Raw genomic sequence first — 25,594 nt, forward strand, 5'->3', positions numbered from 1 at the left:
CGACATCGGCCATTAGCACAAGCGGACCAACCTGGAGGTCCGCCTTGAACATCGTGCTGATCAATCCGCCGCACACGGCCATCGGCAGCCGCGTGCCCGACGACCATTTGCCGCCGCTCGGCCTGCTGGCGATCGGCGGTCCGCTGATCGATTCCGGCCATCAGGTGCGGCTGGTCGATGCCGAATTCGGGCCGATGCCGCTTGGCACGCTTGTCGACGAGGCTCTGCGCGGCGATCCGGATTTCATCCTGATCGGCCATTCCGGCTCGACCTCGGCGCATCCGACGGCCTTGAAAATCGCCGAAATGATCAAGGCCCGCGCGCCGGGCGTCATCGTCATCTATGGCGGCGTCTTTCCGACCTATCACTGGCGCGACATCCTGGTCGCGACCGACGTCTTCGACTTCATCGTGCGCGGCGAGGGCGAAGCGACCGCGACGGCGCTGGTCGAGGCGATCGAGATGCGCCAGCCGGTGGGAAGTGTCGCCGGCATCGCCTATCGCGACGATCTCGGCCGCGCCTTTGCCACGCAAGCTGCCATGACCATTGCCGATCTCGATGCCTGGCGTGTCGGCTGGGAGCTGATCGATCATCGCCGCTACTCCTATTGGGGCGGCAAGCGCGCGGTGGTCATGCAGTTCTCGCGCGGCTGCCCGCATCTGTGCAACTATTGCGGCCAGCGCGGCTTCTGGACCCGCTGGCGGCATCGCGATCCGATAAAGTTCGCCAGGGAGATAGCCTGGCTGCATCGCGAACACGGCGTCGAGCTGATCAACCTGGCGGACGAAAACCCGACCTCCTCGAAGAAAGCCTGGCGCGCCTTTTTGGACGCCATGATCGCCGAGAACGTGCCGGTGCTGATCGTCGGCTCGACCCGCGCCGACGACATCGTGCGCGATGCCGACATCCTGCACCTTTATCGCAAGGCCGGTGTGATCCGCTGGCTGCTCGGGATGGAGAATACCGACGAGGAGACGCTGTCGCTGATCCGCAAGGGCGGCAGCACGAAGTCGGACCGCGAAGCGATCCGGCTGCTTCGCCGGCACGGCATCCTATCGATGGCGACCTGGGTCGCCGGCTTCGAGGACGAGACCTTGCGCGACCTCTGGCGCGGCTTCCGTCAGCTCATCGCCTATGATCCCGACCAGATCCAGGCACTCTATGTTACCCCGCACCGCTGGACGCCGTTCTTCCGCATCGCCAGCGACCGCAAGGTGATCCAGAAGGACGTCCGCCTCTGGGACTACAAGCATCAGGTGCTGGCGATGACCCGGCTGAGGCCGTGTATGCTGTTCTTCGCCGTCAAGCTGATCGAGGTCGCGGTGCAGTCGCGGCCTAAGGCGCTGGTGCGCATCCTCTTCCACCCCGATCCCGAACAGCGGCACTCGATGCGCTGGTACACCAAGATGGGCCGCCGCGTCTGGTTCCGCGAAGTCTGGGGTTTCTTGGCTCACGACGGCCGCGTCAAGGACGGCCCGACGCTCGCCGAATTCTGGGGCGCGCCGCAGGACGCCGAGGAGGAATCGATGATCGTCCGGCGGCCGGCCGGTAAGCCGGTCGTGCCTGTCATCGAAGAACAGAGAAGATTAGCCGGCTGATTATGGCAGTTCACCGTGAAACGGTGAACTTGCCTGCTCTCGTTACGGAACGATCAGCGTGCCGGCGCCATGCTCGGTGAAGAGCTCCAGCAGCACGGAATGCGGCGTCTTGCCGTTGAGGATGACGACGCCCTCGACGCCGCGCTCGATTGCCTCGATGCAAGTCTCGACCTTCGGGATCATGCCTCCCGACACCGTGCCGTCCTTGATCAGCGCCTTGGCCTCGGCGACGGTCAGCTCGTCGATCAGCTTCTTGTTCTTGTCGAGCACGCCCGGCACGTCGGTGAGGAACAAGAGGCGCGAGGCGCGGCACGCGCCTGCGATGGCACCCGCGAACGTGTCGGCGTTGATGTTGTAGGTGTGGCCGTCGCGGCCGGGAGCCACAGGCGCCAGCACCGGGATCATCTCCGAGCGAGCAAGCAAGTCGAGCAGCGTGCGGTCGACTTCGACCGGCTCGCCGACGAAGCCGAGATCCAGCACCCGCTCGATATTGGAATCCGGGTCGATCATGGTCTTGCGCGCTTTTTCGGCGAACACCATGTTGCCGTCCTTGCCGCAGAGCCCGATCGCCCACTCGCCCTCGGCGTTGATCAGCGCCACGATCTCCTTGTTGATCGAGCCCGCCAGCACCATCTCGACGATCTCGACCGTCTTCTGGTCGGTGACGCGCAACCCCCCCTCGAACTTGGATTCGATGCCCATCTTGGTCAGCATCGCGCCGATCTGCGGCCCGCCGCCATGCACCACGATCGGGTTGACGCCCGACTGTTTCAAAAGAGCGATGTCGCGGGCGAAGGCCTTGCCGAGCTCGGTATCGCCCATGGCATGGCCGCCATATTTCACCACCACCGTCTTGTTCTCATAGCGTTGCATGTAAGGCAGCGCGCGCGAGAGGAGCGCGGCCTGCATTTCGGCGTTGGCGGCGATGTCCGTCATCGGTATCGATCCCAGCTAGCTTGAATGGCGGCCTCTTAGCGGGAATTGCCGCAGGCCGCAAACGGCTTTGCGGTCACAATGATGAAATCTGCTGGTTCCCCAGCACAGGGATTTGACCGGCCGGCTGTGTCTGCCTTGGCGGGTGGCATGTCTGGGAGACTCACGGAAATGCCCGCCACGTCATTCACGGGCGAAGCAAGGAGCGAAGCGACGCGCGCTGGATCCAAGGTCCATTCCATGACGCATGAGCGCTGCTGTGGTGCAGAATTCTGCTCCACTGCGCTCTTCGATCAAAGTGACGGCATGAATCCCAGGGTCTCGGCGCCGCCTCTTCGCGGTTGCTCCGCTCCTGCGGCGCGAGCTGCGCCCGCTTGCTTGGCCCGACATAGGTGCGGAATACTTCGGATTGGGTCGCCCCAGCTGGTGGACAACGCTTGCGGCACCCGTTGCAAATAAATCGCAATCTTCTAATTTGCCGCCATGGCGCCGCAGGACATCAGCAAGCTGATCGTCCGGACTTCGATGAAGGACCGGGCCGCGTTCGATCTGCTTTACAGGCAGACCAGCGCGAAACTTTTCGGTGTCTGCCTCCGTGTCTTGAAGGACAGGGGAGATGCGGAAGAAGCGCTGCAGGAGGTCTTCGTCAAGATATGGACGAAGGCGGACCGTTTCGCGGTTTCCGATCTGAGCCCGATTTCCTGGCTGGTGGCCGTTGCGCGCAATCATGCGATCGATCGCATCCGGGCGCGGCGCAGTCCTTCCGCCAACATCGATGTGGCCCTCGACGTCGCCGATCCGACGCCGGGACCCGAGGCGATGGCTGTGGCGGGCGGCGAGGCCGATCGCATCCACCATTGCCTCGACGAACTTGAACAAGACCGGGCGGCGGCCGTCCGGGGCGCCTATTTGAGCGGCGAAAGCTATGCCGAGCTGGCGGAGCGCTTCAAGGTTCCGCTGAACACGATGCGGACCTGGCTGCGGCGAAGCCTGCTCAAACTGAGGGAATGCCTGGAAAGATGACGCTGGCGGAAGACAACGGACCGGAACGTGGAGGCGACGACCTGCTCGCCGCCGAATACGTTCTCGGCGTTCTGCCAGCCGACGAACGCCAGATCGCGTCCCGCCGCATCGACACCGAGACGGCGTTTGCCCGCCTGGTCGATGCCTGGGAGGTCCATTTCGCGCCGATGGCCGCCGCCTATGCCGCGGTCGAGCCGCCGGCTTCGGTCAAGGTGGCGATCGACCGCCGCCTCTTCGCGTCGACTTCTTCCACATCTCCGGCACCCGGTGGCGGCCTGTGGGCGAGCCTTGCCTTCTGGCGCGGCCTTGCCGCCGCGGCCATTGCCGCTTTGGCCGTCTATGTCGCCCTGCCTTACGTCAATCCGCCGGTCCAGCCGCCCGGGTCCAGGCTCGTCGCGTCGCTCGCCGCCGACAACAGCAACGTCAAGTACCTCGCCGTCTACGATGCTGCCCGCCATGAGGTCGGCCTGTCGCTCGTCTCCGGCGATCACGGCGCCGGCAAGGACTTCGAGCTGTGGATGATCGAAGGCAAGAACGCGCCGGTCTCGATGGGCGTCATCCCGGCTGGCCAGACCGCGCGCATGGCCGTGGCCCCCGCCGTCCAGCAGAAGCTCGCGCAAGGCGCGGTGCTCGCCGTCAGCCTCGAGCCTTCGGGCGGTTCGCCGACCGGCCAGCCGACCGGTCCGGTCGTCGCCGCAGGTGACCTGAAGGGCATCTGACCGCCGGTTCGGCACAATCACGCCCATAAAGACTAATCGAAGTCTATTTTCTGTCAGCAGATGACAGGAGAATTATGCCGTCGTCGTAGCTAGGGCATATGAAATAAATCGCGCCAACAAAAAATTTGTAACAGTCGTGAAACTAGCTTTTCGACCGCGCCGTATCTCCTTGCGTTCCCAAGGACGGGAAAAACAACCCGAGGAGACTGACACAATGCGTAAACTCGCCACCCTTTTGCTTGCATCTACGCTTGGCCTTTCCGCGATCGGCGCCGTTGCCTATGCCAATCCGATGGTCGGCGGCGCGCCGATGTATGCCAAGAAGAACATCATCGAGAACGCCGTCAATTCGAAGGACCACACCACGCTGGTCGCCGCCGTCAAGGCCGCCGGCCTCGTCGACACGCTGCAGGGCGCCGGCCCCTTCACCGTCTTCGCGCCGACCAATGAAGCCTTTGCAGCACTGCCGCCGGGTACTGTCGACACGCTGCTCAAGCCCGAGAACAAGGACAAGCTGACCAAGGTGCTCACCTGCCATGTCGTCGCCGCCAAGGCGCTGGCTGCCGACGTCGCCAAGATGGCCAAGGCCGATGGCGGCGCCCACCAAGTCAAGACGGTCGGCGGTTGCGAGCTGACGCTGAAGGCCAAGGGCGGCAAGGTCACCGTCACCGACGAGAACGGCAATGTCGCCCACGTCACCATCGCCGATGTCCGCCAGTCGAACGGCGTCATCCACGTCATCGACAAGGTTCTCTTGCCGAAGATGTAACAAAGCGGACCTGGCCGGCGAAGACATGGCTGAGCGCCGGCCGCGACATCCAAGATCCGCGCCGCCGGCAAGGGTGTGCTCCGCGCTCCCATAAAGGCGGCGCGGAGCAGCAATTCCAGGAAAGCGCAAAGCGGTTTTCGGTCTGGGGTTGCTCAAGACAACCGATAGCGCGTCACCGGCTTTTGATTTCCGGGCGGCGCTCTATCTTGGCAAAATGCGTCAGGAGGAACGGCCATGAACCGTCGCGATTTTCTCTGGAGCGGGACTGCCGCCACCGCTCTCATCGTCGGAACCGGGGCGATGCTGCGCACCGGTGGACCGAAGCCGGCTTTGGCCGCCGAGACCTTCGAGGTCACCAAGACCGATGCCGAATGGCATGCCATTCTGTCGGACGAAGCCTTCGACGTGCTGCGCAAGCAAGGTACCGAATATCCCGGCACCAGCCCGCTGCTCAACGAGCATCGCAAGGGCATCTTCGCCTGCGCCGGCTGCGACCTGCCGGTTTACCCGTCGGAGACCAAATTCGATTCCGGCACCGGCTGGCCGAGCTTCTATCAGGAGATCCCCAAGGCTATCGGCGAGACGGTCGACCGCTCGCTAGGCATGACGCGCACCGAGGTTCACTGCCGCCGCTGCGGCGGTCATCTCGGCCATGTCTTCGACGACGGCCCGCCGCCCACAGGCCTGCGCCATTGCATCAACGGCGTGGCGCTGAGCTTCAAGCCGGCCGCGGCTTGAGCGGCGCCTTCTCGGGCCGACTTCAGTTGAGGCCGGACATGGTGATGCTGGGCTTGGCCAGCATCAGCCAGAAGATCGCGACAACGCAGAAGAAAGCGGGGAAGCCGAAGGCGAACCAGACGCGGTAGAGCCGGTCGAACCCGGGCGGCAGCGCGGACGCTTCCGCCGCCGCTTGCCTCGCCATGTCGCGCAGCCGGATCTGGATCCAGACCACCGGCAGCCAGAACAGGCCGACGACGACATAGAGGGCCAGCGCCAGCAGGATCCATCCCTCGTTGAGCGGCCAGCCGATGCTGCGCGCCAGGCCGTAGCCAGTCAGCGGCTGCAGCACCACGGCGGTGGCCGTGAAGACCGTGTCGGCAATCACCACGATGCCGGCGACATCGGCGACCACGCGGGGATCGCGCGTCCTGACGGCCATCACCATGAAGAAGGCGATGCCGATCCCGGTGCCGAACAAAACCGTCGCGCCGAGCACATGGACAAGCCGAAGAATGTCCTCGAGCGGCATCAGCGTTCGTCCAGTATGGCCAAGGCCGTGAGCGTCAGCAGCATCGACGGCACCACCTTGACCAGGGGGCCGAGCGGGTCGAGCCAGAGCGCTGGTTCCGCCAACGTCGCGGCGAGCAGGTATGTCAGAGTCAGCAGGAGCATGCCGAGCAGAGCGCGCCGTGCCCAGGGCCGGAACAGCACCGCAAGCCCCAGCGCGATATCGGCAAGGCACGTCGCCGCCAGCATGACGCTCGCCGGCAGGTCGGGCAGGAAGGTGGCGAAATGACCGCGCGCCGCCTCGAATCCCAGGAACGGCGCGATACCCGAGACCACCCAGAACAGCGCGAGCGTGACGATGATGGGCGCCTTCAGAAGGTAGAGGCGGGCAAACCACAGATCCTGCACGCCCGATGGGGCGGCGGCGAGTGTCTCTGCCGCCGACAAAAGGCGCCGGTCGGCCCGTGACCGCTGCCGAAAGCGGACACCGCCCGACATCACCGCCAGTGCCGCGGAGCGGAGCGGCGAGCGCCATCCAAGCCGCCCGGCGAGATCGGCCAGCCACGTCACCGGTCTTGCCGCCAGCCTCGGCACGGCAAGCACCGGGGCAGGGGGCAGGCCGAGCCAGCTGCGATGCAGCAGGACAAGGCCCTTCAGCGTCAACCGATCGTCGCTGCCGAGGGCGATATCGGAGCCGGACGGCAGCGTACCCTGAACGGCGGCGCTGACGGCGGCCGCGACATCTTCAAGCGCAACCGTCATGACCGGGCTGTCCGCATAGGCCAGGGGAACCACGAGCGGAAAGGCGGCGAGCGCTCGCAGCAAGGCGGAGCCGCCATGCGCATTGCGGCCGAGCACCAGCGCCGGGCGCAGGATGACATGGCGCACGCCGCTTGCCGAGAGCGCCGCATCGGCGCGCCTCTTGGTGTCGAGAAAGGGCAGGTCGGAGCCGGCCCCCTCCGTTTCCGCCGATATCTGAACGATCAGCAAATCCCGTCCGCGTGCCGCCTCATAGAGGGCGAGCATGGCCCGTTCCTGGGTGGCGCCGACATCATCCGAGTAGCCGTCCTGCAGCGCGCCGGCGCAATTGACGACCACTTGCTGCCCGTCCAGCGCATCCTGCCAGTCCTCGCGCCGCGTCATCCCGGCCAGGTTGGCCTTCAGCCAGCGAGCTTGCGGCATCTTCAGCGCCGCGCGCGCCGGCTCGCGCCCAAGCCCTGTGACCTGGTGGCCTTCCTCGATCAGTTTCCGTGCAACGGCCGAACCGATGAAGCCGGTCGCGCCGAGAATCAGGATGTTCATGCCGGAACTCTAGAGCGCTTCAGTGTTTCACGGAATCGCCGAACCGCTCTCAGCATTTGGTGTTGCCAATTCCGGACGGAGGGCTGCGGCGAAGTCGCCCAGCCTAACCGTTACACACACTTTTCCTGGAATTGCTCTCTGGCCGATGCGTGACGTGAATGCCGCGGCTTTCGCCGGGCCGCGGCGCGGCTCTCTCTGCCAGGCGGGCGGATTTTAAAAGAATGACCCCGGAAATCGTCGCCGATTTCCGGGGTCACGTGTTGAGGATGCCAGGCGGGGGTTCCGGCTCCTCAATGGCCTCCGCCGCCGCCGCGCTGTTGCGCCGGCTTGTTGATAAACAGCACGAAGAATCCCAGCGAGGCAAACAGCACCGTCAGCATCATGAACACGTCCATGAAGGACAACAGCGCCGCCTGCTGATGCACCATGCCCGACAGTTTCGAGATCGCCGCGCTGCCCGCGTCGAGGCCGGCGGTCTGCTCGAAGTTCAGGGTCATGTTCTGCAGCTTGGTCTGCGCGGCCTGGCTGCCCCACTGCACATGTTCGGATAGCCGCGCATAGTGGAAGGCGTTGCGGTCGATCAGCACCGTGTTGATCAGCGCGAGGCCGACGGCGCCGCCGAGGTTGCGGGTCAGGTTGAACAGGCCCGACGCATTCTTCAGCCGTTCCGGCGGCAGGGTGCCGAGCGCAATGTTGTTGATCGGCACCATGCACAGCATCATCGAGCAGCCGCGCAGGATCTGCGGGATCAACAGCTCATAGAAATCCCAGTCGGCGGTGAGGTGCGTCATCCACCAGGTGCCCATGGCGAAGCCGACGAAGCCGATCATCATCATCAGCCTGAGATCGATCCTGTTCGACAGGATGCCGGCAACGGGCGCGGTGAAGAACATCGCCAGGCCGCTGACGAACAGCGCCTCGCCGATCATCATCGAATCGTAGCCGCGGATACGGCCGAGGAACACCGGATACAGATAGGTGAGCCCGTAAAGGCCGATGCCGACGACGAAGGAGAACAGCGAGCCGAAGGCGAAGTTGATGTTGCCGAAGGCCCTCAGGTCGACGATCGGCTCCTCGGCGGTGAAGACGCGCCAGAAGAAGATGATGCCGCCGATGGTCATGATGATGGCGCAGGCAAAGACGGCCGGCTCCTGCAGCCAGTCGTGGTTCGGGCCTTCCTCCAGCACATATTCCATGCAGCCGAGGAAGGCGGCCATGCCGACGAGGCCCCACCAGTCGAACTTGGAGAACAGTTTGAGGTTGGGCTTGTCGAAGTCGATCAGCGCCCACGCCGCCGTCGCCACCAGGATGCCGGGCACGACATTGATCAGGAACAGCCAGTGCCAGGACATGGCATGGCTGATATAGCCGCCCACCGTCGGGCCGATCGTCGGCGCCAGCGTCGCCACCAGGCCGATCATCGGCGAGACGACGGCGCGCTTGGAAGGCGGGAAGATGGTGAAGGCGGCCGCGAAGACGCTCGGGATCATGCCGCCGCCGATGAAACCCTGGATGGCGCGGTAGACGATCATCTGGTCGATGTTGGTGGCCGTCGCTGCCAGCGCGCTGGCCGCGGTAAAGCCGGCGGCCGCGGCGGTAAACAGCACGCGCGTCGACAGCATGCGGCTGAGGAAGCCCGACAGCGGGATCATCACCACCTCGGCGATCAGATAGGCGGTCTGCACCCACGGGATCTCGTCGGAGCTGGCGCTGAGCCCCGCCTGGATTTCCGACAGCGAGGCCGAGACGATCTGGATGTCGAGGATCGCCATGAACATGCCGAACACCATCGCCAGGAAGGCGACGACGCGGCGCACAGGCATATGGTCCGCGGGCAGCGCCGGCGCAGCGGCTGCCGGACGTGCGGGCATTGATCCTGCGGTAATGGTTGCGGTTGCCATCTCATGGCCTCCCTAAGCAATTCCAGAACAACCGCGTGGCGGCTTCCGTCCGGAAATGCGTCGAAACATATGGTCGGAGCGGGTCTGCCGCTCGCAAACAGGCTGGGCGGCTCGGCGCTCGAATGGCCGCCGAACCGCCCCCCGATCAGTTGGTCGTCGAAGCCGGCGCGGTGCGGCTGTCGACCGCGACGACGACGCTAAGGCCGGCGCGCAGCTTGCCGGTCTTCAAGACGTCGGCCGGCACGTCGATGCGCACGGGCACGCGCTGCACCACCTTGGTGAAGTTGCCGGTGGCGTTTTCCGGCGGCAGCAGCGAGAACACCGCGCCCGAGGCCGGCGCCAGCGAGGAGACCGTGCCTTCGAAGCTCTTGCCGTCGATCGCGTCCACCGTGATGCGGACCTTTTCGCCGGGCACCATGCGGCCGAGCTGTGTCTCCTTGAAGTTGCCGACGATGTAGAGCTTGTCCATCGGCACGACGACGGCGAGCTTCTGGCCGGGGCTGACGAGGTCGCCCTGCTCGACCGAGCGGTTGCCGACGACGCCGTCATAGGGCGCTTTCAGCACGGTGAAGGAGAGGTCGCGCAGGGCCTTGTCGCGGGTGAGCTGCAACGAGGCGAGCGTCGAGGCCTGCTCCGCGCGCTGCGCTTCCAGCACGCCGATATTGGCCTGCGCCGCGGCGATCTGCGCATCGGCGCCGACAAGTGCCGCCTTGGCCTGGTCGAGCGCGGTCTGCGCGTCGTCGAGCTGCGCCTGCGTGCCGACATGGGTCTTGAGCAGCTGCGCCGCGCGGTCCTGGGCGCGCGCCGCATTGTCGGCGGCGGCCTGGTCGGCGATCTTCTGCGCCTGGGCCTGCGACAGCGAGGCCTGGGCCGCCTTGGTCTGGGCGTCGATGCGGTCGAGCGTCTTCGCCAGCGTGGCGATCTGCGCCTCGGCCTGGGCGACGGCTATTCTGTAGTCGCCATTGTCGATGACGAACAGCGGATCTCCGGCCTTGACCTGCTGGTTCTCGCTGACCAGCACCTTGTCGATATAACCGGATATTTTCGGCGACACGAACGACATATCGGCCTGGACATAGGCGTCGTCGGTGGAGATCATGAACCGGCCGTCGGTCCAGTAGTTATAGCCATAGTAGGAACCGGCGCCGAGCAGGGCCAGGCCGATGATCGGCAAAAGGAAAGAGCGCACCGAACGCTTCTTCTTGGCGGGTGCTTCAGCCGCGGGCGCAGCAACCGGAGCGGCGGGCTGGACAGGGACTTCCGGAGCCTCGGTCGACGGCTGGACCTTGGCGTTGGGAAACGTACGGACTTCGGCGGTGGCGGGCGCGTTGGAGGACATGGGTAACTCTCTGGATGTCAGTCAGACTGAACCGTTCGGTTCGAATTGGTGATTGACATAGCGCGGGAAGAGGATCATATCAAGAGGAAATCGAACCGAGCGGTTCGAAATATTTTCTAAGGAACGACTTCCATGGTCGACACGACAGCGGATAGCGATCTGCTCGACTTACGCAAGGGCCGTCCGGCGGCCGGGCAGGACCCGGTCAAGCGCGCCCAGATCATCGAAGGCGCGCGGCGCGTCTTCATAGACAAGGGCTTCGAGGCCGCCTCGATGAACGACATCACGCGCGAGGCCGGCGTCTCCAAGGGCACGATCTACGTCTATTTCGAAAACAAGGAAGAGCTGTTCGAGGCTCTCATCGAGGAAGAGCGCGGCACCATCTTCAAGAACATGTATGAGGTGCTCGATCATTTCGAGGACCTGCGCAAGACGCTGGTGAAGTTCGGAACGGGGCTGTCGATCAAGATCACCTCGGCCAAGGTCATCCAGGCGCAGCGCACCGTGGTCGGCGCCGCCGACCGGATCCCCGAGCTCGGCGCGCGTTTCTACGAGCGCGGCCCGAAGCGTGGGCATGACCGGGTGATGGTTTTCCTTGACGAGGCCGTCGCGCGCGGCCTGCTCAAGATCGACGATGTCGACCTTGCCGCCTATCAGTTCACCGAGCTCTGCCTCGCCGGCCTGTTCCGCCAGTGCATCTTTTCCTATCGCACCAAGGCGCCGACCCAGGCAGAGATCGAGAAGATCGTGACGTCCGGGGTCGATGTGTTTCTCAAGGCCTACGGCACGGAAAAATTCTTCGCCGAGGAACGGGCTTCCGCGTCGGCCTGATTGTCCCAGCTCGCGAAGTCCGTTGCGGGTAGCGCAAGCCTTGAGAATTCGCGCCCGCGACCTGAAAACTTCACCTCTATCGCGGCGGACCTCGCTGCCGTGAAGATCTGTCTGCCGATCTTTTTCGAACGCCGATCGGCATCCTATGCGGGCGCTTTCGGAAGGACCTGTTAACCATCGCTTTCTATGTCTCGGGAGACGTTCAATCGGCGAGTCTCGAGTATGACATCCATGCGCTTTCCCCGTGCCAATCTCTCCGGCGATTCCGCCTATCAAGGCGAAGGCGACGATCACCGCGCGGAGGATATTGGGCGCCGGGGCGGGGCGCCGCAGGCGCAAGCGGGGCAGGTGGTCGCGTTGCGCGTCGCGCCGGCAAGCGAATCGGAAGCGGCTCGCGCCGCGTCCGAATCGGCCGACGGCGAGTTCAGCCGCCCGGCCTGGCAGGACTATTTTTTCCTTGCGCCCAATGTGCGGTTCACCCGCACGCCGGACACCGATCTCGCCCGGCGAGCCGCCCCGCAGGAAGATGCCGCACCGGCCAGGACACCGGCCCGCGAGCCCGTCCGGCCTGCACCGCCAGCTCCGCCGCCAGCCACTTCGGCTCGCACGATTCCTGCGGCTCCCGCGGCTCGAGCCGCAGCACCCGCGCAAGCCAAACCGGTCATCGCGCCTGCCGCCGCCAAGCCCGTCGCTCCCGCTGAGCCGCCCCAGCCCATTGCCGCTCCGGCACAAAAACCACGCCCGAGCGGACTGCGCTGGTCCTATCTTTCCGATCACGCCTTCTTCGAATTCGGCATGCCTTTCCTCGCCGAGCGCCTGGCACGGGCGAAGGCGAACGAAACGGGGCAGGCGCCCGCGGTGCCAGTGTCGCCGACTGTCAGGCCGATGCCGGCGCCGGCGGCGCAACCGATACCGCCCCGCGCCGCCTTCATGGGCGAGGCGACATCGTTCTACCGCGTCATCGAATGGCGCTCCAATACGGACGCAAACCCCGCACCGACGCCAACACAGCCTCCGGCGGCCGCCCAACCAACGCCTGCCGAGACCATGCCGGTTTCCGCCCCGGTGAGCGCAAGGAAAGCCAGGCACGCACCCTCCTTGCCCATCGCCGGCGAGGTCGTGCCGTTGCCGGCTTCCGTCGGCTACGAGCTTCCCTCCGAGGAACTCCTGCAGATGCCGCCGGAAGGCCAGGGCTTCTACATGTCGCAGGAGCGGATGGAGCAGAACGCCGACTTGCTCGAAAGCGTGCTGGAGGATTTCGGCGTCAAGGGCGAGATCATCCATGTCCGGCCGGGTCCGGTCGTCACGCTTTACGAGTTCGAGCCGGCGCCCGGCGTGAAATCCAGCCGCGTCATCGGCCTGGCCGACGACATCGCCCGCTCGATGTCGGCGATCTCGGCGCGCGTCGCCGTGGTGCCGGGCCGCAATGTCATCGGCATCGAGCTGCCCAACGAGACGCGCGAGACGGTCTATTTCCGCGAGCTGATCGGATCGGCCGGTTTCCGCAACACCTCCTGCAAGCTGGCGCTCGGCCTCGGCAAGACGATCGGCGGCGAACCGGTCATCGCCGAGCTCGCCAAGATGCCGCATCTGCTGGTGGCGGGTACCACCGGTTCCGGCAAGTCGGTCGCCATCAACACCATGATCCTGTCGCTGCTTTACCGGATGAAGCCGGAGGAATGCCGCCTTATCATGGTCGATCCCAAGATGCTGGAGCTCTCCGTCTATGACGGCATCCCGCATCTTCTGACGCCGGTCGTCACCGATCCCAAGAAGGCGGTCACCGCGCTCAAATGGGCGGTGCGCGAGATGGAGGACCGATACCGCAAGATGGCGCGCCTCGGCGTGCGCAACATCGACGGCTACAACCAGCGCGCGGCAAGCGCCCGCGACAAGGGCGAGGTCGTGACCATGCAGGTGCAGACGGGCTTCGAGAAGGGCACCGGCGAGCCGCTGTTCGAGGAACGCGTGATCGACCTCGCGCCCATGCCCTATATCGTCATCATCGTCGACGAGATGGCCGACCTGATGATGGTGGCCGGCAAGGAGATCGAAGGCGCCATCCAGCGCCTGGCGCAGATGGCGCGCGCCGCCGGCATCCATCTGATCATGGCGACGCAGCGCCCCTCCGTCGACGTCATCACCGGCACGATCAAGGCCAATTTCCCCACCCGCATATCCTTCCAGGTGACGTCGAAGATCGACAGCCGCACGATCCTCGGCGAGCAGGGCGCGGAGCAGCTGCTCGGCCAGGGCGACATGCTGCACATGGCCGGCGGCGGCCGCATCTCGCGCGTGCACGGCCCCTTCGTTTCCGACCTGGAAGTCGAACATGTAGTGGCGCATCTGAAAGCGCAGGGACGTCCCGAATATCTCGACACAGTCACCGCCGACGAGGAAGAGGCTGAGGAGGCGGCCGATACCGGCCCGGTCTTCGACAAGGGCTCGATTGCCGAGGAGGATGGCGACGCGCTCTTTGAGGAGGCGGTCAAGGTGGTCAAGCGCGACAAGAAATGCTCGACCTCCTACATCCAGCGCCGCCTCGGCGTCGGCTACAACCGCGCCGCCTCGCTGGTCGAGCGCATGGAGAAGGAAGGTCTGGTCGGCGCCCCCAACCATGTCGGCAAGCGCGAAATCCTCACCGGCCGGCGCGATCGCGAGCCGGAACGCGAAGAGACGGAGTGATCCTGGCTGATCGGCCTCAGGCGGACGGCCTCAGCCGCCGTTCGCCACCAGCACGATCGCGGCGCGCAACTCGTCGAGGCCCGAGGCTTTTTCCGATGATGTCGCCAGGACCACGGGGAAAGCCGCCGGCCGCTTCTTGATCTTGGCCAGCGTCTCCTCGATCAGCCTCGGCACGCCGGCGGCCTTGATCTTGTCGGTCTTGGTCAGCACCACCTGGTAGGACACCGCCGCCTTGTCGAGCAGCGTCAGCACTTCCTCGTCCTTGGCCTTGATGCCGTGGCGGGCGTCGATCAGCACGTAGACGCGTTTCAGCGTCACGCGGCCCTGCAGATATTCGTAGATGAGCTTCGTCCACTCATCGACCTTGTCCTTTGGCGCGCTGGCATAGCCGTAGCCGGGCATGTCGACCAGCGCCATCGGCGGCAGGTCGGCGCCTTCGCCGGAAAACCCGTCGGGCACGAAATAGTTGAGCTCCTGCGTGCGCCCCGGTGTATTAGAGGTGCGCGCCAGCCCCTTGTGCCCGACCAGCGCGTTGATCAGCGACGACTTGCCGACATTGGAGCGGCCGGCGAAGGCGATCTCCGGCGGGCCTTCGGGCGGCAGGAATTTCATTGACGGCACGCCGCGGATGAAGATCCAGCCGCGGGTGAACAGCTCCGGATCGATCGCCATCTTGTCGCTTTTCATGTTTGGCGCGCTCAAGCCGCAGCCTCCAGTTTTGAAATGTCGGCGCCGCGAATGGCGTCGAGGTTGCGGCTGATCTTTTCGACCGGCCAGTCCCACCAGGCCGCCTTGAGCAGGCGGCGCACGGTAAAGTCGTCGAAGCGCATCTTCACCACCTTGGCAGCGTTGCCGGCCACGATCGCATAAGGCGGCACGTCGTGCGTGACAACCGATTTCGCTGCAACGATGACGCCATTGCCGATCCGGACGCCCGGCATGATCACCGCATCCATGCCGATCCACACGTCATTTTCGACGATCGTGTCGCCCCGGATCTCCTTCGACCATGTCTCAGGGTCAAAACCTTCCTCCCAGCCATGGCCGAAGATGTTGAACGGATAGGTCGAGAAGCCGGACATAGCGTGGTTGGCGCCGTTCATGATGAAGCGCGCGCCTTCGGCGATGGCGCAGAACTTGCCGATCACCAGCCGGTCGCCGATGAAGTCGTAGTGGTGCAGCACGCATTTCTCGGCGAATTTGTCGGGGCCGTCGGGATCGTCATAATAGGTGAAGTCGCCGATCTCGATGTTGGGTGCGTTCACCAGCGGCTTCAGGAAGCCGACGCGCGGATGCATCGCGATCGGATGCTTGATGTTGGGGTTGGGTCCGGTCATCGCCGTCCTCCGTGGCTAAAGGGCGTCCGGCGCGGTCAACGCCCGATCAAACTAACGTGATCCGGCCACGGCACCAACCGTTCAATGATTGCCGCGGCAGATCACGATCGGGTTGGAAAGGGCGCTGTCGAAGCCGCTGCCCTGATAGACCTGGACGTTCGACGCGCCGGGCGGCAGCGAGAAGCTGCCTTCGACGATTTTCTGCCCGCCGGCCGTCGTGCGCAAGGCCCAGCTGAAGGTGCAGAATTGCGGCGGCGCCTTGGGTTGCACGTGGCTGCAATTGAGCTGCGCGCCGCCCAGCATCGCCGCCCCGCCGCAGCTCACCGCGTCCTTCGCGGCGGCCGGAAAAGCGTATCCCATGAGCAGCGCCAGCATGGCGATCGTGAGCCGGTTCATCGTCGTGTCCTTGCCGAAAACCCAAGGCGGTCCGGCGGGTTCTGGCCTATGCGATATTTTTACCAAGCGCCTTAGTCGGTCTTGCGCTGCGCGTCCAGCGGGATTATGTGCATGATGATAATAAGCATGCTCACGAAAGTTTGTCCGCCGACTCGCTGACCCCATGTCCACCTCACCCACCCTCAGCTTCGTGCTGCACGGCGCCGCGCGCCTGTTCGGAACATGCTTGACCAATTGCAATCTGCTCGAGGCCTGCACTCAGCCGGCCGTCGACCGGGAGAAAGTCCATGTCTGAAGGAACCTCACCCAGAAAGCCCGCCGCCGAAGACATTGTCGGCGAAAGAGCAAGCGACCAGGTCATCCGCCTGGACAGCCAGCGCGAGCAAAGGCGCGGCAATCCGCCTGTCGTCGAAGACGATGAGCTGGAAACGCCCGTGGCGCCGGAGCCGGCGACGCTGGAGGCTCCCTCGGCTCAGCCGAAGCCGGCTTCAGTCACGGTGGCTCCGCCCGCTCCCGCCAAGCCGCGCCGCAGCCTGACGCGGCCGATCCTGTTTGCGCTGCTGCCGGTCGCGCTGGTGGCCGGCGGCTATTATTATGTCGTCGGCGGCCAGATCATGACCACCGACAACGCCTATATCCAGGCGCAGTCGCTCGGCGTGTCGACCGACGTCTCTGGCACCGTCGACGAGATCAACGTGCATGACAATCAGGCGGTGAAGAAGGGCGATGTGCTCTTCCGGCTGCGGCCGGCCTCCTTCGAGACCGCGCTCGCCGGCGCCACGGCGCAGCTCGGCACGGTGCGCAACCAGGTGCTGACGCTGCAGGCGAGCTACCAGCAGTCGCTGGCCTCGATCGAACAGGCCGAGGCCGACATCCCCTATTACGAGTCGGCCTTCCAGCGTCAGCAGGACCTGCTCAAGACCTCGACCGCTTCCAAGGCGACCTTCGACAGCGCCCAGCACGATCTGATCGCGGCTCGCCAGAAGGTGACCGTCGCCAAGGCGCAGGCGCAGGCGATGCTTGCCCAACTCGGCGGCGACGCCAGCCAGCCGGTCGAGCAGAACCCGTTCTACCTGCAGGCCCAGTCGGCGGTGGACGATGCGCAGCGCAACCTCAACGATTCCGTCGTCAAGGCGCCGTTCGACGGCATCGTCACCAATGTCGACGCGCTGCAGGTCGGCAAATACCTGCCGGCCTCGCAGCCAGCCTTCAGCCTGGTGTCGTCGACCGATATCTGGATCGCGGCCGAGCCGAAGGAAACCGAGCTCACCTATGTCCGGCCCGGACAGAAGGCGACGATCAGCATCGATGGCTATCCGGGCGAGGTCTGGCACGGCACCGTCGGCTCGATCAGCCCTGCATCGTCGTCGAGCTTCTCGCTGCTGCCGGCGCAGAACACCAGCGGCAACTGGGTCAAGGTCGTGCAGCGCATCCCGATGCGCGTGACGATCGATGATCCGGACGGCAAGCCGCCGCTGCGCGGCGGCATGAGCGCCGTGGTCGACATCGACACCGACCATGCGCGCGGCCTGCCCGATTTCATCACCAGCCTCTTAAAGCAATCCGGGTCAAAGTCATGACAACGGCTTCCGCGACAGGCGCGCCCGTGGCCGCCAATCGCGGCGCCATCACCGCCTGCGTCATCCTGGCGGTCATCATGCAGGCGCTGGACACCACCATCGCCAATGTCGCGCTGCCCTATATCCAGGGCAGCGTTTCGGCCAGCGCCGACCAGATCAACTGGGTGCTCACCTCCTACATCGTCGCCGCCGCGGTGATGACGCCGCCGTCCGGCTATCTCGCCAACCGCTTCGGCCGCAAGCGCATCCTTCTGGTGGCGATCACCGGCTTCGTCGTCGCTTCGGTGCTGTGCGGCTTTGCGCAGTCGCTGCCGCAGATCGTCGGCTTTCGCCTGCTGCAGGGCCTGTTCGGCGCGGCGCTCGTGCCGCTGTCGCAGTCGATCCTGCTCGACATCTACAGCGCCGAGGAGCGCGGCTCAGCCATGGCGCTGTTCGGCGTCTCGGTCATGGTCGGTCCGGTGCTCGGCCCGGTAATCGGCGGCTGGCTGACCGAGAACGTCTCCTGGCGCTGGGTGTTCTACATCAACGTGCCGATCGGCGCGCTGGCCTTTTTCGGCGTCTCCATGTTCGTCCAGGAAACCAAGCTCGACCTCAAGGCCAGACTGGATTGGCTGGGCTTCGGCATGCTCAGCGTCGCCATCGCCGCGCTGCAGATGTTCCTCGACCGCGGCGAGCAGCTCAACTGGTTCTCTTCGGCCGAGATCATTGTCGAGGCGCTGGTCTGCGCCTCGGCCTTCTACATCTTCATCGTCCACACCTTCACCGCGCGCGACACTTTCGTGAACCCGCGGCTTTTCCTTGACCGCAACTTCGCCGTCGGAATGATCTTCATCTTCATCATCGGCATCACCTATCTCGCCTCGCTGGCGCTGATGACGCCCTATCTGCAGACTCTGATGGGCTATCCGGTGGTCACCGCCGGCATCGTCATGGGGCCGCGCGGCCTCGGCACCATGGCCTGCATGTTCGTGGTCGGGCGCCTGGTCGGCAAGGTGGACACGCGCTGGCTGCTGTTCATCGGCCTCGCGATCACCGCCTGGGCGATGTACGACATGACCGGCTGGACGCCGGCCGTTTCGCAATGGACGATCATCAGCACCGGCTTCATCCAGGGCGCCGGCTTGGGCTTCCTGTTCGTGCCGCTCACCACGATCACCTTCGCCACGCTGGCGCCGGAGCGGCGCGCGGAAGGCACCGGCCTCTACAACCTGTCGCGCAACATCGGCTCCAGCGTCGGCATCTCGGTGGTCTCGGCGCTGCTGACGCAGAACCAGCAGATCAACCACGCCAACATCGCCACCTATGTGACGCCCTATAATCCGGCCTTCGGCGACCCGGCGATCTCGCAGGCGCTGAGCCCTTACACCGCCGCCGGCCGCGCCGCGCTCGACGGCCTCGTCACGCTGCAGGCGACGATCATCTCCTATGTCGACGACTTCAAGCTGATGATGATCCTGTCCTTGGCCGCCATCCCGCTGGTGCTTCTGCTGCGCAAGCCCGGCGCCCCGGCCAAGGTCGATCACAGCGCGGCCATGGAATAAAAGGACCGGGATCCCGCCGCCCGCGGGACCCCGGCCTGCCGGACGACCTCCAAAACACCGGCGTCGCTGCGCCGGAAGCCGTCGCGGCCTTTTTGGGGAGGACTGGAATCATACGAAGCGGGGCGGCGCGGAGTTTCAGGAACTCCTGATAATTTGCCGAAAATTATTCCCGCCCCGGTGCGTCGAGCGGGCAATCACATATGGGTTTATCGGCGAAGGCCAACGCCGTCATCCTCGGGCTTGACCCGAGGATCCATTCCGTGACCTCTGCCGCAGAGTGCGGCAGTGCAGAATTCTGTAACCGTTGCAACGCCTTGGCGTGACGGCATGGATTCCAGGGTCTGCGCGCGTCGCTCCGCTCCTTGCTCCGCCCTGGAATGACGACCGGGGTGTAAGCCACGGCCAATCGCGAGGGTTCGCGCTGTCCCGTCGGCATTTCCAACAAAAAACCCGACCGAGGCCGGGTTCTTGCTGGAGGGCGGGGATCCGTCTATTCCGCCGGCGATGGTTTCTTGCGGAACATCGCCGCCAGATTGTCCCACAATTCGATCTTGGCGCCCTGGCGCTTCATGATCACACCCTGCTGCAGGATCGACAGCGTGTTGTTCCAGGCCCAGTAGATGACGAGGCCGGCCGGGAACGAGCCCATCATGAAGGTGAAGATCACCGGCATCCAGGTGAAGATCGCGGCCTGCGTCGGGTCCGGCGGCGCCGGGTTCATGCGCATCTGCAGGAACATGGTGATGCCCATCACCACCGCCCAGGCGCCCATATGCGGCAGGAAGGCGGGCGCCGCGAAGGGCAGCAGGCCGAACAGGTTGAAGATCGACGTCGGATCGGGCGCCGCAAGGTCGTGGATCCAGCCGAAGAACGGCGCGTGCCGCATCTCGATGGTGATGTAGAGCACCTTGTAGAGCGAGAAGAAGACCGGGATCTGCAGCGCCACCGGCCAGCAGCCGGCCAGCGGATTGATCTTCTCGGTCTTGTAGAGCTCCATCATCGCCTGCTGCTGCTTCATCTTGTCGTCCGCGTATTTCTCGCGGATCTCGACCATCTTCGGCTGCACCTTCTTCATGTTCGCCATCGAGGCGTAGGACTTGTTGGCCAGGGGGAAGAAGATCGCCTTGACGATGACGGTGGTGGCGAGGATCGCCAGGCCGAAATTGCCGAAGAATTTGTAGAGCGTGTCGATCAGCCAGAACATCGGCTTGGTGATGAAATAGAACCAGCCCCAGTCGATCAACAGGTTGAACTGGCGAATGTGACGGTCGGCCTCGTAGGCGTTGATCTTGGCGACTTCCTTCGCGCCGGCGAAGATTTCAGACTCGATCGTCGTCGACTGGCCGGGTGCGACGCTGACCGCGTCGGACAGGAAGTCGGACTGATAGCTGTGGCTGTGCGGCCCGTCCTTGAACTCGAAATAGGAGAATTTCGGCTGGAAGGGCTGCTTCTCCGTCGGGATGAGCGTCACGGCCCAGTATTTGTCGGTGATGCCGAGCCAGCCATCGGTGGATTTGCCGGGCTTGACTTCCTTGTCCTTCTCGATGGCCGCGTATTTGTACTCCGTCAGCCCTTCGCTGCCGGTGACGCCGATCAGGCCCTCATGCAGGACATAGGTGCTGGCGACGGCTGGTTTGTCGAAACGGGTGACGCGCCCGTAATTGTAGAGCGAGACGGCGGCCGTTCCCGAATTCTGCACCGTGTCGGAAACGGTGAACATATATTCGTTGTCGATCGAGATGGTGCGCTTGAACGTCAGACCCTTGTCGTTGGTGAAGGTCAGCGTCACCGGCGTCGAGGGCGTCAGCGTCGGATTGCCTTCGACGCTCCACACCGTATCCGCGCCCGGCACCGCGCCGGTCGCATCGTTGCCGACGAAGCCGATCTCGGCGAAATAGCCATTAGGCAGCGACGATGGGTTGAGCAGCTCGATCTCGGGCGAGTTCTTGTCAACCGTCTCGGTATAGTGCTTGAGCTTCAGGTCATCGAGGCGCGCGCCCGTCAGGTTGATCGAGCCCTGGAGGCTCGGCGTGTCGATCTTGACGCGCTTGGTCGCGGCAATGGCCTGGTCGCGGCTGGCGGCGGTCACCGCTTCACCGCCGGGTGCGCCGGGAACGCTGCCGGCCGCCGGGGCCGGCGTTCCGACCGCGCCGGAGTTGGCGCCGCCGCCCGCTTCCTTCTTCTGCGCCTCGACGCGCTGCTGCTCGATGCGGGCCTGCTCCCGCTGCTGCTCCATCTTCGGGTTCATGTAGAACACCTGCCAGAGCGTCAGGATCAGCACCGACAGCGCGATGGTGATGAAGAAATTGCGGTTGTTTTCCATCGAAAGCCCTTGGCCTATCGTGTTCCGCGCAGCCGGCGGGAAAGCTCGGCCTTCAACTGGCCGAACGGAGTGGCAAGCACGTCTTCACGCCCGACGATGACATAGTCATTGCCGGGCGCCATGTCATCGGCGGCGTGAACGCGCACGGCTTCCCTCAGCCGCCGCCGGACGCGGTTGCGCACCACGGCGTTGCCGACCTTCTTGGTGACGGTGTAGCCGACGCGCGGCGCAAGGTCGTCGCCGCGGTCGAGAACTTCAACGAGAAAAAGCCGTCCGCGGCGTTTCTCGCCGCCGCGCACAGCCAGGAAGTCCGCGCGTTTCAGAAGCCGCCCGGGAGTTTTCCCCTTTGGCTTGCCGGTTGCGGGCAACGATCTCGTCTTTCGTTCAGGCGCTGAGCCGCTTGCGGCCGCGATTACGGCGGGCAGCAACGACGCCACGGCCACCCTTGGTGGCCATGCGGGCACGGAAACCATGCCGGCGCTTACGGACGAGCTTGGACGGTTGGTAGGTACGCTTCATTTGTTTTAATACCGCGGGGTGCGGCCCTTCTTGATTCTGTCACTCTGTAACAGGAGCTTTGCCGGGCCGGCTTAGGCGCGATCGAAACCGCGCCGGGACGAATGGCCCGAGCGTGAGCGGGCTTATAGAAAGAAGGTTTTTGGAAGTCAATCCGCCGTGGTCTCCGGGCATTTTTTCGCTGGACCAAGGTTGAAATTGGCAAAAAAGCCGCAAATCGCATAATCTTGCCCATCAAGGCTTCGTGAAGACCGCGTCATGACGAGTGAAGTCCTGTCCACGGATGAAAAGGCAACCCCGGCGGCGGCAAATCCGACGCGCCGGGTGCCGTTGTCGCGCGGCCTGTCGACCAAGCTTCTTCTGCTCACCATCGCCTTCGTGCTCTTGGCCGAAATCCTGATCTTCCTGCCCTGGATCGCCAGCTACCGGGTCAACTGGCTGAAGGAGCGGCTGAGCACCGCCGCCGCCGTGTCGATCGTGCTCCTGCAGGGCGAGCCCAACTCGCTGTCGCACAACGCCCAGAACGACGTGCTGATGGCGATCGGCGCCAAGGCGATCGCCGTGCGCGACGGCGGGGTCTCGCGGCTGCTCGTCGTTTCCGACATGCCGCCGCAGGTCGACGAGCACATCGACATCGCCAATGTCGGGCTGGTCAACGGCATGACCGGCGCGCTCGACACTTTGTTCTTCGGCCGCAAGCGAATGCTGCGCGTCTTCGGCCCGGTCGGCGACAGCGACAAGGAATTCGAGCTGATCATGCCGGATTACCGTCTGCGCGACGCCATGCTGAGATACTCGCGCAATGTCGCCGTCGTCTCGCTGCTGATCTCGCTGTTCACCGCCATGCTGGTCTATGCGGCGATCGACCTGATCATGATCGGGCCGATCCGCACCATGACGCGCTCGATCCTGTCCTTCTCCGAGGCGCCAGATGATCCCGGGCGCATAATCTGTCCGACCGAGCGCTCCGACGAGATCGGCGTCGCCGAGCGCGAGCTGGCGCAGATGCAGGATCGGCTGCAGAAGATGCTGTCGGAGCAGAAGCACCTCGCCGACCTCGGCTTGGCCGTGTCGAAGATCAATCACGACATGCGCAACATCCTGGCTTCCGCGCAGCTGATGTCGGACCGCCTGCGCCAGGTGAAGGATCCGACCGTGCAGTCCTTCGCGCCGAAGCTTCTGCGCGCGCTCGACCGTGCCGTCTCCTATTCCGAAGGCGTGCTTCACTATGGCCGCACCCAGGAGCCGGCGCCGTCGCGCCGACGTCTGCGGCTGCGCCAGCTGGTCGACGACGTGCACGGCCTGCTCGATATCGAGGAAGGCATCGAATTCATCAATGCCGTGGAGCTGACCTTCGAGGTCGACGCCGATTCCGACCATCTCTTCCGCGTGCTCACCAATCTGTGCCGCAACTCCATCCAGGCGATGGCCGCCGACACGGAGCGGACGGTGGTGCGCCGGCTGGCGGTCGCGGCGGAGCGCCATGGCAGCGTCAGCCGCATCACCGTCACCGACACCGGCCCCGGCCTGCCGCCCAAGGCGCGCGAGAACCTGTTCGCCGCCTTCCGTGGCTCGGCGCGAAGCGGCGGCACCGGCCTCGGCCTGGCCATCGCGCATGAATTGATCCGTGCCCATGGCGGCGCAGTCGAGCTGGTCGAATCGATCGGCGGCCGCACCGTCTTCGCCGTCACCATCCCCGACCAGCCGGTCCGGCTCGACCAGGCGCGCGGAAGTTTGCGTCGCCCCGCCTGAGCTGCACGCCGTCGGGCTCAGCCTCCGCCTAAGTCGCGCCACCCCCGGCATGGGCAAAAACCGCCTGCGACAAAACTTTTGCCGGATCGGCTTGCAATTCTCAAATTCAGTCGTTAGGGAACACTCCACATCGCGGCCGGCCGTCTCGACCGGAACGCGAGGCTTGTGTCACACACGGCCTGTTGCGCGCCCGTAGCTCAGCTGGATAGAGCACCAGACTACGAATCTGGGGGTCAGGAGTTCGAATCTCTTCGGGCGCGCCAGATTTCTAAGGGTCCGTTCCGGACACATGGGTTACGGTTCATACCTGAGACATGGGTAACACTTTCGGCCCGAAAGGGTTGTCGAGAGGTTCCAGTCTGCATGTCTCATCGTCGAAGTAGCCAAGATCGTAGTGCATGAAGATACCCCGCCCCTTTCGCCGCAACATGCGCCCTTCCAACCTGCAAGAATACTACTTTACCGGGCCACGTGTGATGGTCGTGAGTTCCCCGATCACGTCAAACGCCTTGATGCTCAACGTCGGGTCACCCTTCATCTCGGCAATGATTGGCCCGTCCAGGAAAGCTTGCACTGCGGCGTCATCGTCGAACAGGTAGATCCCGCCAGCCTCGCTTTCGGCCTCGTTTATGATCCAGACCTTCCAGTGCAGGCCAGGCATGTCCGCGATGGGTTGAGCATAGGGCAGGTTTTCTCTCTCATACTCGGCCCTCGGCCCGTTGATCTTGTAGTTGATTTGCAGGATTTTGGCCGACATGTGCTTCCTCCCTTATTCTCTGTAGTAGACTTTGCACGGCCACAAGCGACCCTCCACGCGTCGGTTGTTGCGTTTGAGCAGACGATCAAGAAAAGTGCCCGACACGCGCAGTGCGGTCCGCATCGTGGCGCCAGAAGGCGGGCAGGCGCTAGGGCAGCTTCGGAAGTGTTCCGCTTCAGATTGTGAACTGGCCTTAGACCTCCACAGGGACTAACTTGCGGCAGAGGAATCCTCGGCCATGACCCGACGGCCTTACGGACTGATCTGCCCGATCTCGCTCGCCTGCGAGCTCTTGGAACCGCGCTGGACGATCCAAATCCTGACCGAGCTCTGGAACGGCTCGACCCGCTTCAACGACATTCGCAAGGGGTTGGGCAACATCTCGTCCGCCATCCTGTCGAGGCGGCTCAAGCAGATGGAGTCGTCGGGCCTGGTCGAGCGCGTCGAGGACAAGGCGGCGGGCACCGTCGACTATTTCCGCACCGAGAAGGCGATCAAGCTCGAACCGGCGATGAACGCGCTGGCGGAATGGGCCCTATGCAACATCGAGGCGGAGATCGCGCTCAGTGGTGCGGATGCTTCGACCATCATGTGGGTCGTGCGGCGAATGATCGACCTCGCCGAACTGCCGCGGCGGCGCGCCGTCATCCGCTTCCATTTCCGCGACGATCCCCCACCGAAATGTCCCACCTGCTGGTTTGTCGTCGAGCCAGGCGCGGACTTCCCCGAGCTATGCTGGCTCGACCCCCGCCGGGACGTCGACCTTTACGTCGAGACCGGCGTTGTTTCGCTGGGGGCCATCATCGAGGGCCACTCCAGCATCGAGCGCGAGAAAGAAAGGGGCCGCCTTTTCCTGAGTGGCGACCCCGGCCTTGCCCGCAGCATGGACCGTTGGCTGCGACCCTCGGTCTATGCAGCGATCGAGGGAATCGTCCAGCTTTCCTGAAAGCGATATTGGGGTTGCAGCCTTGTTCAACCCCACCCAGGACGAAAGGCCCACATGGGTTCGCCTCAAAAAGCTATAGCGCAAACAATAACATAGCAGTGCACAGTTTCATCTCGTCC

Annotated in this window: 23 protein-coding genes and 1 tRNA gene; 12 read left to right on the forward strand and 12 right to left on the reverse strand. The window is 64.4% G+C overall.

Going from position 1 to position 25,594, the window contains the following annotated elements; translation table 11 throughout:
• Positions 1-44 precede the first annotated feature (44 nt).
• Positions 45-1,598, forward strand: coding sequence for a magnesium-protoporphyrin IX monomethyl ester anaerobic oxidative cyclase (gene bchE, locus CK230_RS20915; protein WP_095819042.1), 1,554 nt, complete (start codon positions 45-47; stop codon positions 1,596-1,598).
• 42 nt (positions 1,599-1,640) lie between these two features.
• Here bchE and argB read toward each other — a convergent pair whose 3' ends face one another.
• The gene (gene argB, locus CK230_RS20920; RefSeq protein ID WP_041009675.1) at positions 1,641-2,534 is read right to left on the reverse strand and encodes an acetylglutamate kinase; all 894 of its coding nucleotides are present in this window, start codon (positions 2,532-2,534) and stop codon (positions 1,641-1,643) included.
• A 480-nt stretch (positions 2,535-3,014) separates the two neighbouring features.
• Here argB and CK230_RS20925 point away from each other — a divergent pair, with 480 nt between their 5' ends.
• From CK230_RS20925 to msrB, 4 genes are all read left to right on the forward strand, one after another.
• Positions 3,015-3,554 carry a sigma-70 family RNA polymerase sigma factor gene (locus tag CK230_RS20925; RefSeq protein ID WP_095819043.1) on the forward strand — a complete coding sequence of 180 codons (540 nt, stop codon included), beginning with the start codon at positions 3,015-3,017 and terminating at the stop codon, positions 3,552-3,554.
• Positions 3,551-4,273, forward strand: a complete 723-nt coding sequence (locus CK230_RS20930; RefSeq protein ID WP_095819044.1) for an anti-sigma factor — start codon at positions 3,551-3,553, stop codon at positions 4,271-4,273. Before CK230_RS20925 ends, CK230_RS20930 begins: the two co-directional genes overlap by 4 nt.
• Positions 4,274-4,487: 214 nt before the next feature.
• Positions 4,488-5,042, forward strand: coding sequence for a fasciclin domain-containing protein (locus CK230_RS20935; RefSeq protein ID WP_095819045.1), 555 nt, complete (start codon positions 4,488-4,490; stop codon positions 5,040-5,042).
• A gap of 234 nt (positions 5,043-5,276) precedes the next feature.
• Positions 5,277-5,780, forward strand: coding sequence for a peptide-methionine (R)-S-oxide reductase MsrB (msrB, locus tag CK230_RS20940; RefSeq protein ID WP_095819046.1), 504 nt, complete (start codon positions 5,277-5,279; stop codon positions 5,778-5,780).
• 22 nt (positions 5,781-5,802) lie between these two features.
• Here msrB and CK230_RS20945 read toward each other — a convergent pair whose 3' ends face one another.
• The 4 genes from CK230_RS20945 to CK230_RS20960 form a co-directional block, all read right to left on the reverse strand.
• A complete protein-coding gene (locus CK230_RS20945; protein WP_095819047.1) occupies positions 5,803-6,291 on the reverse strand; it encodes a DUF2269 domain-containing protein in 489 nt (162 codons plus the stop codon).
• On the reverse strand, positions 6,291-7,571 hold the full coding sequence (locus tag CK230_RS20950; RefSeq protein WP_095819048.1) for an SDR family oxidoreductase: 1,281 nt from the start codon (positions 7,569-7,571) through the stop codon (positions 6,291-6,293). Before CK230_RS20950 ends, CK230_RS20945 begins: the two co-directional genes overlap by 1 nt.
• Positions 7,572-7,861: 290 nt before the next feature.
• On the reverse strand, positions 7,862-9,442 hold the full coding sequence (locus CK230_RS20955; protein ID WP_245430004.1) for a DHA2 family efflux MFS transporter permease subunit: 1,581 nt from the start codon (positions 9,440-9,442) through the stop codon (positions 7,862-7,864).
• Positions 9,443-9,617: 175 nt separating this feature from the next.
• Positions 9,618-10,811 carry an HlyD family secretion protein gene (locus CK230_RS20960; protein WP_095819050.1) on the reverse strand — a complete coding sequence of 398 codons (1,194 nt, stop codon included), beginning with the start codon at positions 10,809-10,811 and terminating at the stop codon, positions 9,618-9,620.
• Positions 10,812-10,943: 132 nt separating this feature from the next.
• On the opposite strand from CK230_RS20960, the gene CK230_RS20965 reads away from it, so the two are divergent.
• Together CK230_RS20965 and CK230_RS20970 are read left to right on the forward strand one after the other, a co-directional pair.
• Positions 10,944-11,642, forward strand: coding sequence for a TetR/AcrR family transcriptional regulator (locus CK230_RS20965; RefSeq protein ID WP_095819051.1), 699 nt, complete (start codon positions 10,944-10,946; stop codon positions 11,640-11,642).
• Between the two features lie 231 nt (positions 11,643-11,873).
• Entirely contained in the window at positions 11,874-14,327 is a 2,454-nt protein-coding gene (locus CK230_RS20970; RefSeq protein ID WP_176480164.1) for a DNA translocase FtsK, read from the forward strand.
• A 30-nt stretch (positions 14,328-14,357) separates the two neighbouring features.
• Here the strand turns inward: CK230_RS20970 and yihA are convergent, their stop codons facing one another.
• The 3 genes from yihA to CK230_RS20985 form a co-directional block, all read right to left on the reverse strand.
• Positions 14,358-15,014, reverse strand: coding sequence for a ribosome biogenesis GTP-binding protein YihA/YsxC (gene yihA, locus CK230_RS20975; RefSeq protein WP_095819053.1), 657 nt, complete (start codon positions 15,012-15,014; stop codon positions 14,358-14,360).
• Between the two features lie 11 nt (positions 15,015-15,025).
• Positions 15,026-15,664 carry a CatB-related O-acetyltransferase gene (locus CK230_RS20980; RefSeq protein WP_095819054.1) on the reverse strand — a complete coding sequence of 213 codons (639 nt, stop codon included), beginning with the start codon at positions 15,662-15,664 and terminating at the stop codon, positions 15,026-15,028.
• An 81-nt stretch (positions 15,665-15,745) separates the two neighbouring features.
• Positions 15,746-16,060, reverse strand: a complete 315-nt coding sequence (locus CK230_RS20985; protein ID WP_095819055.1) for a hypothetical protein — start codon at positions 16,058-16,060, stop codon at positions 15,746-15,748.
• Positions 16,061-16,347: 287 nt separating this feature from the next.
• Here CK230_RS20985 and CK230_RS20990 point away from each other — a divergent pair, with 287 nt between their 5' ends.
• Together CK230_RS20990 and CK230_RS20995 are read left to right on the forward strand one after the other, a co-directional pair.
• Positions 16,348-17,640 carry an HlyD family secretion protein gene (locus CK230_RS20990; protein ID WP_095819056.1) on the forward strand — a complete coding sequence of 431 codons (1,293 nt, stop codon included), beginning with the start codon at positions 16,348-16,350 and terminating at the stop codon, positions 17,638-17,640.
• Positions 17,637-19,181, forward strand: coding sequence for a DHA2 family efflux MFS transporter permease subunit (locus tag CK230_RS20995; RefSeq protein ID WP_095819057.1), 1,545 nt, complete (start codon positions 17,637-17,639; stop codon positions 19,179-19,181). Before CK230_RS20990 ends, CK230_RS20995 begins: the two co-directional genes overlap by 4 nt.
• A 490-nt stretch (positions 19,182-19,671) precedes the next feature.
• On the opposite strand, the gene yidC is transcribed toward CK230_RS20995, so the two are convergent.
• The 3 genes from yidC to rpmH are packed head-to-tail and all read right to left on the reverse strand — an operon-like array spanning position 19,672 to position 22,023.
• Positions 19,672-21,504: a membrane protein insertase YidC gene (yidC, locus tag CK230_RS21000; RefSeq protein WP_095819058.1), complete on the reverse strand. Its 1,833-nt coding sequence runs from the start codon at positions 21,502-21,504 to the stop codon at positions 19,672-19,674.
• 14 nt (positions 21,505-21,518) lie between these two features.
• A complete protein-coding gene (gene rnpA, locus CK230_RS21005; RefSeq protein WP_095819059.1) occupies positions 21,519-21,872 on the reverse strand; it encodes a ribonuclease P protein component in 354 nt (117 codons plus the stop codon).
• Positions 21,873-21,888: 16 nt separating this feature from the next.
• Positions 21,889-22,023 carry a 50S ribosomal protein L34 gene (rpmH, locus tag CK230_RS21010; RefSeq protein ID WP_008833937.1) on the reverse strand — a complete coding sequence of 45 codons (135 nt, stop codon included), beginning with the start codon at positions 22,021-22,023 and terminating at the stop codon, positions 21,889-21,891.
• A gap of 255 nt (positions 22,024-22,278) precedes the next feature.
• Between rpmH and CK230_RS21020 the strand changes: the two genes are divergently transcribed.
• Together CK230_RS21020 and CK230_RS21025 are read left to right on the forward strand one after the other, a co-directional pair.
• Complete coding sequence (locus tag CK230_RS21020; protein WP_095819060.1) at positions 22,279-23,772, forward strand: HAMP domain-containing sensor histidine kinase; 1,494 nt, start codon at positions 22,279-22,281, stop codon at positions 23,770-23,772.
• A gap of 186 nt (positions 23,773-23,958) precedes the next feature.
• A tRNA-Arg gene (locus CK230_RS21025) sits at positions 23,959-24,035 on the forward strand.
• 191 nt (positions 24,036-24,226) lie between these two features.
• Here CK230_RS21025 and CK230_RS21030 read toward each other — a convergent pair.
• Positions 24,227-24,529 carry a YdhR family protein gene (locus CK230_RS21030; RefSeq protein ID WP_095819061.1) on the reverse strand — a complete coding sequence of 101 codons (303 nt, stop codon included), beginning with the start codon at positions 24,527-24,529 and terminating at the stop codon, positions 24,227-24,229.
• Between the two features lie 238 nt (positions 24,530-24,767).
• On the opposite strand from CK230_RS21030, the gene CK230_RS21035 reads away from it, so the two are divergent.
• The gene (locus CK230_RS21035) at positions 24,768-25,475 is read left to right on the forward strand and encodes a helix-turn-helix domain-containing protein (protein WP_095819062.1); all 708 of its coding nucleotides are present in this window, start codon (positions 24,768-24,770) and stop codon (positions 25,473-25,475) included.
• Positions 25,476-25,594: the final 119 nt, after the last annotated feature.

The organism is Mesorhizobium sp. WSM3859 (genome assembly GCF_002295065.1).
Lineage (GTDB): Bacteria > Pseudomonadota > Alphaproteobacteria > Rhizobiales > Rhizobiaceae > Mesorhizobium.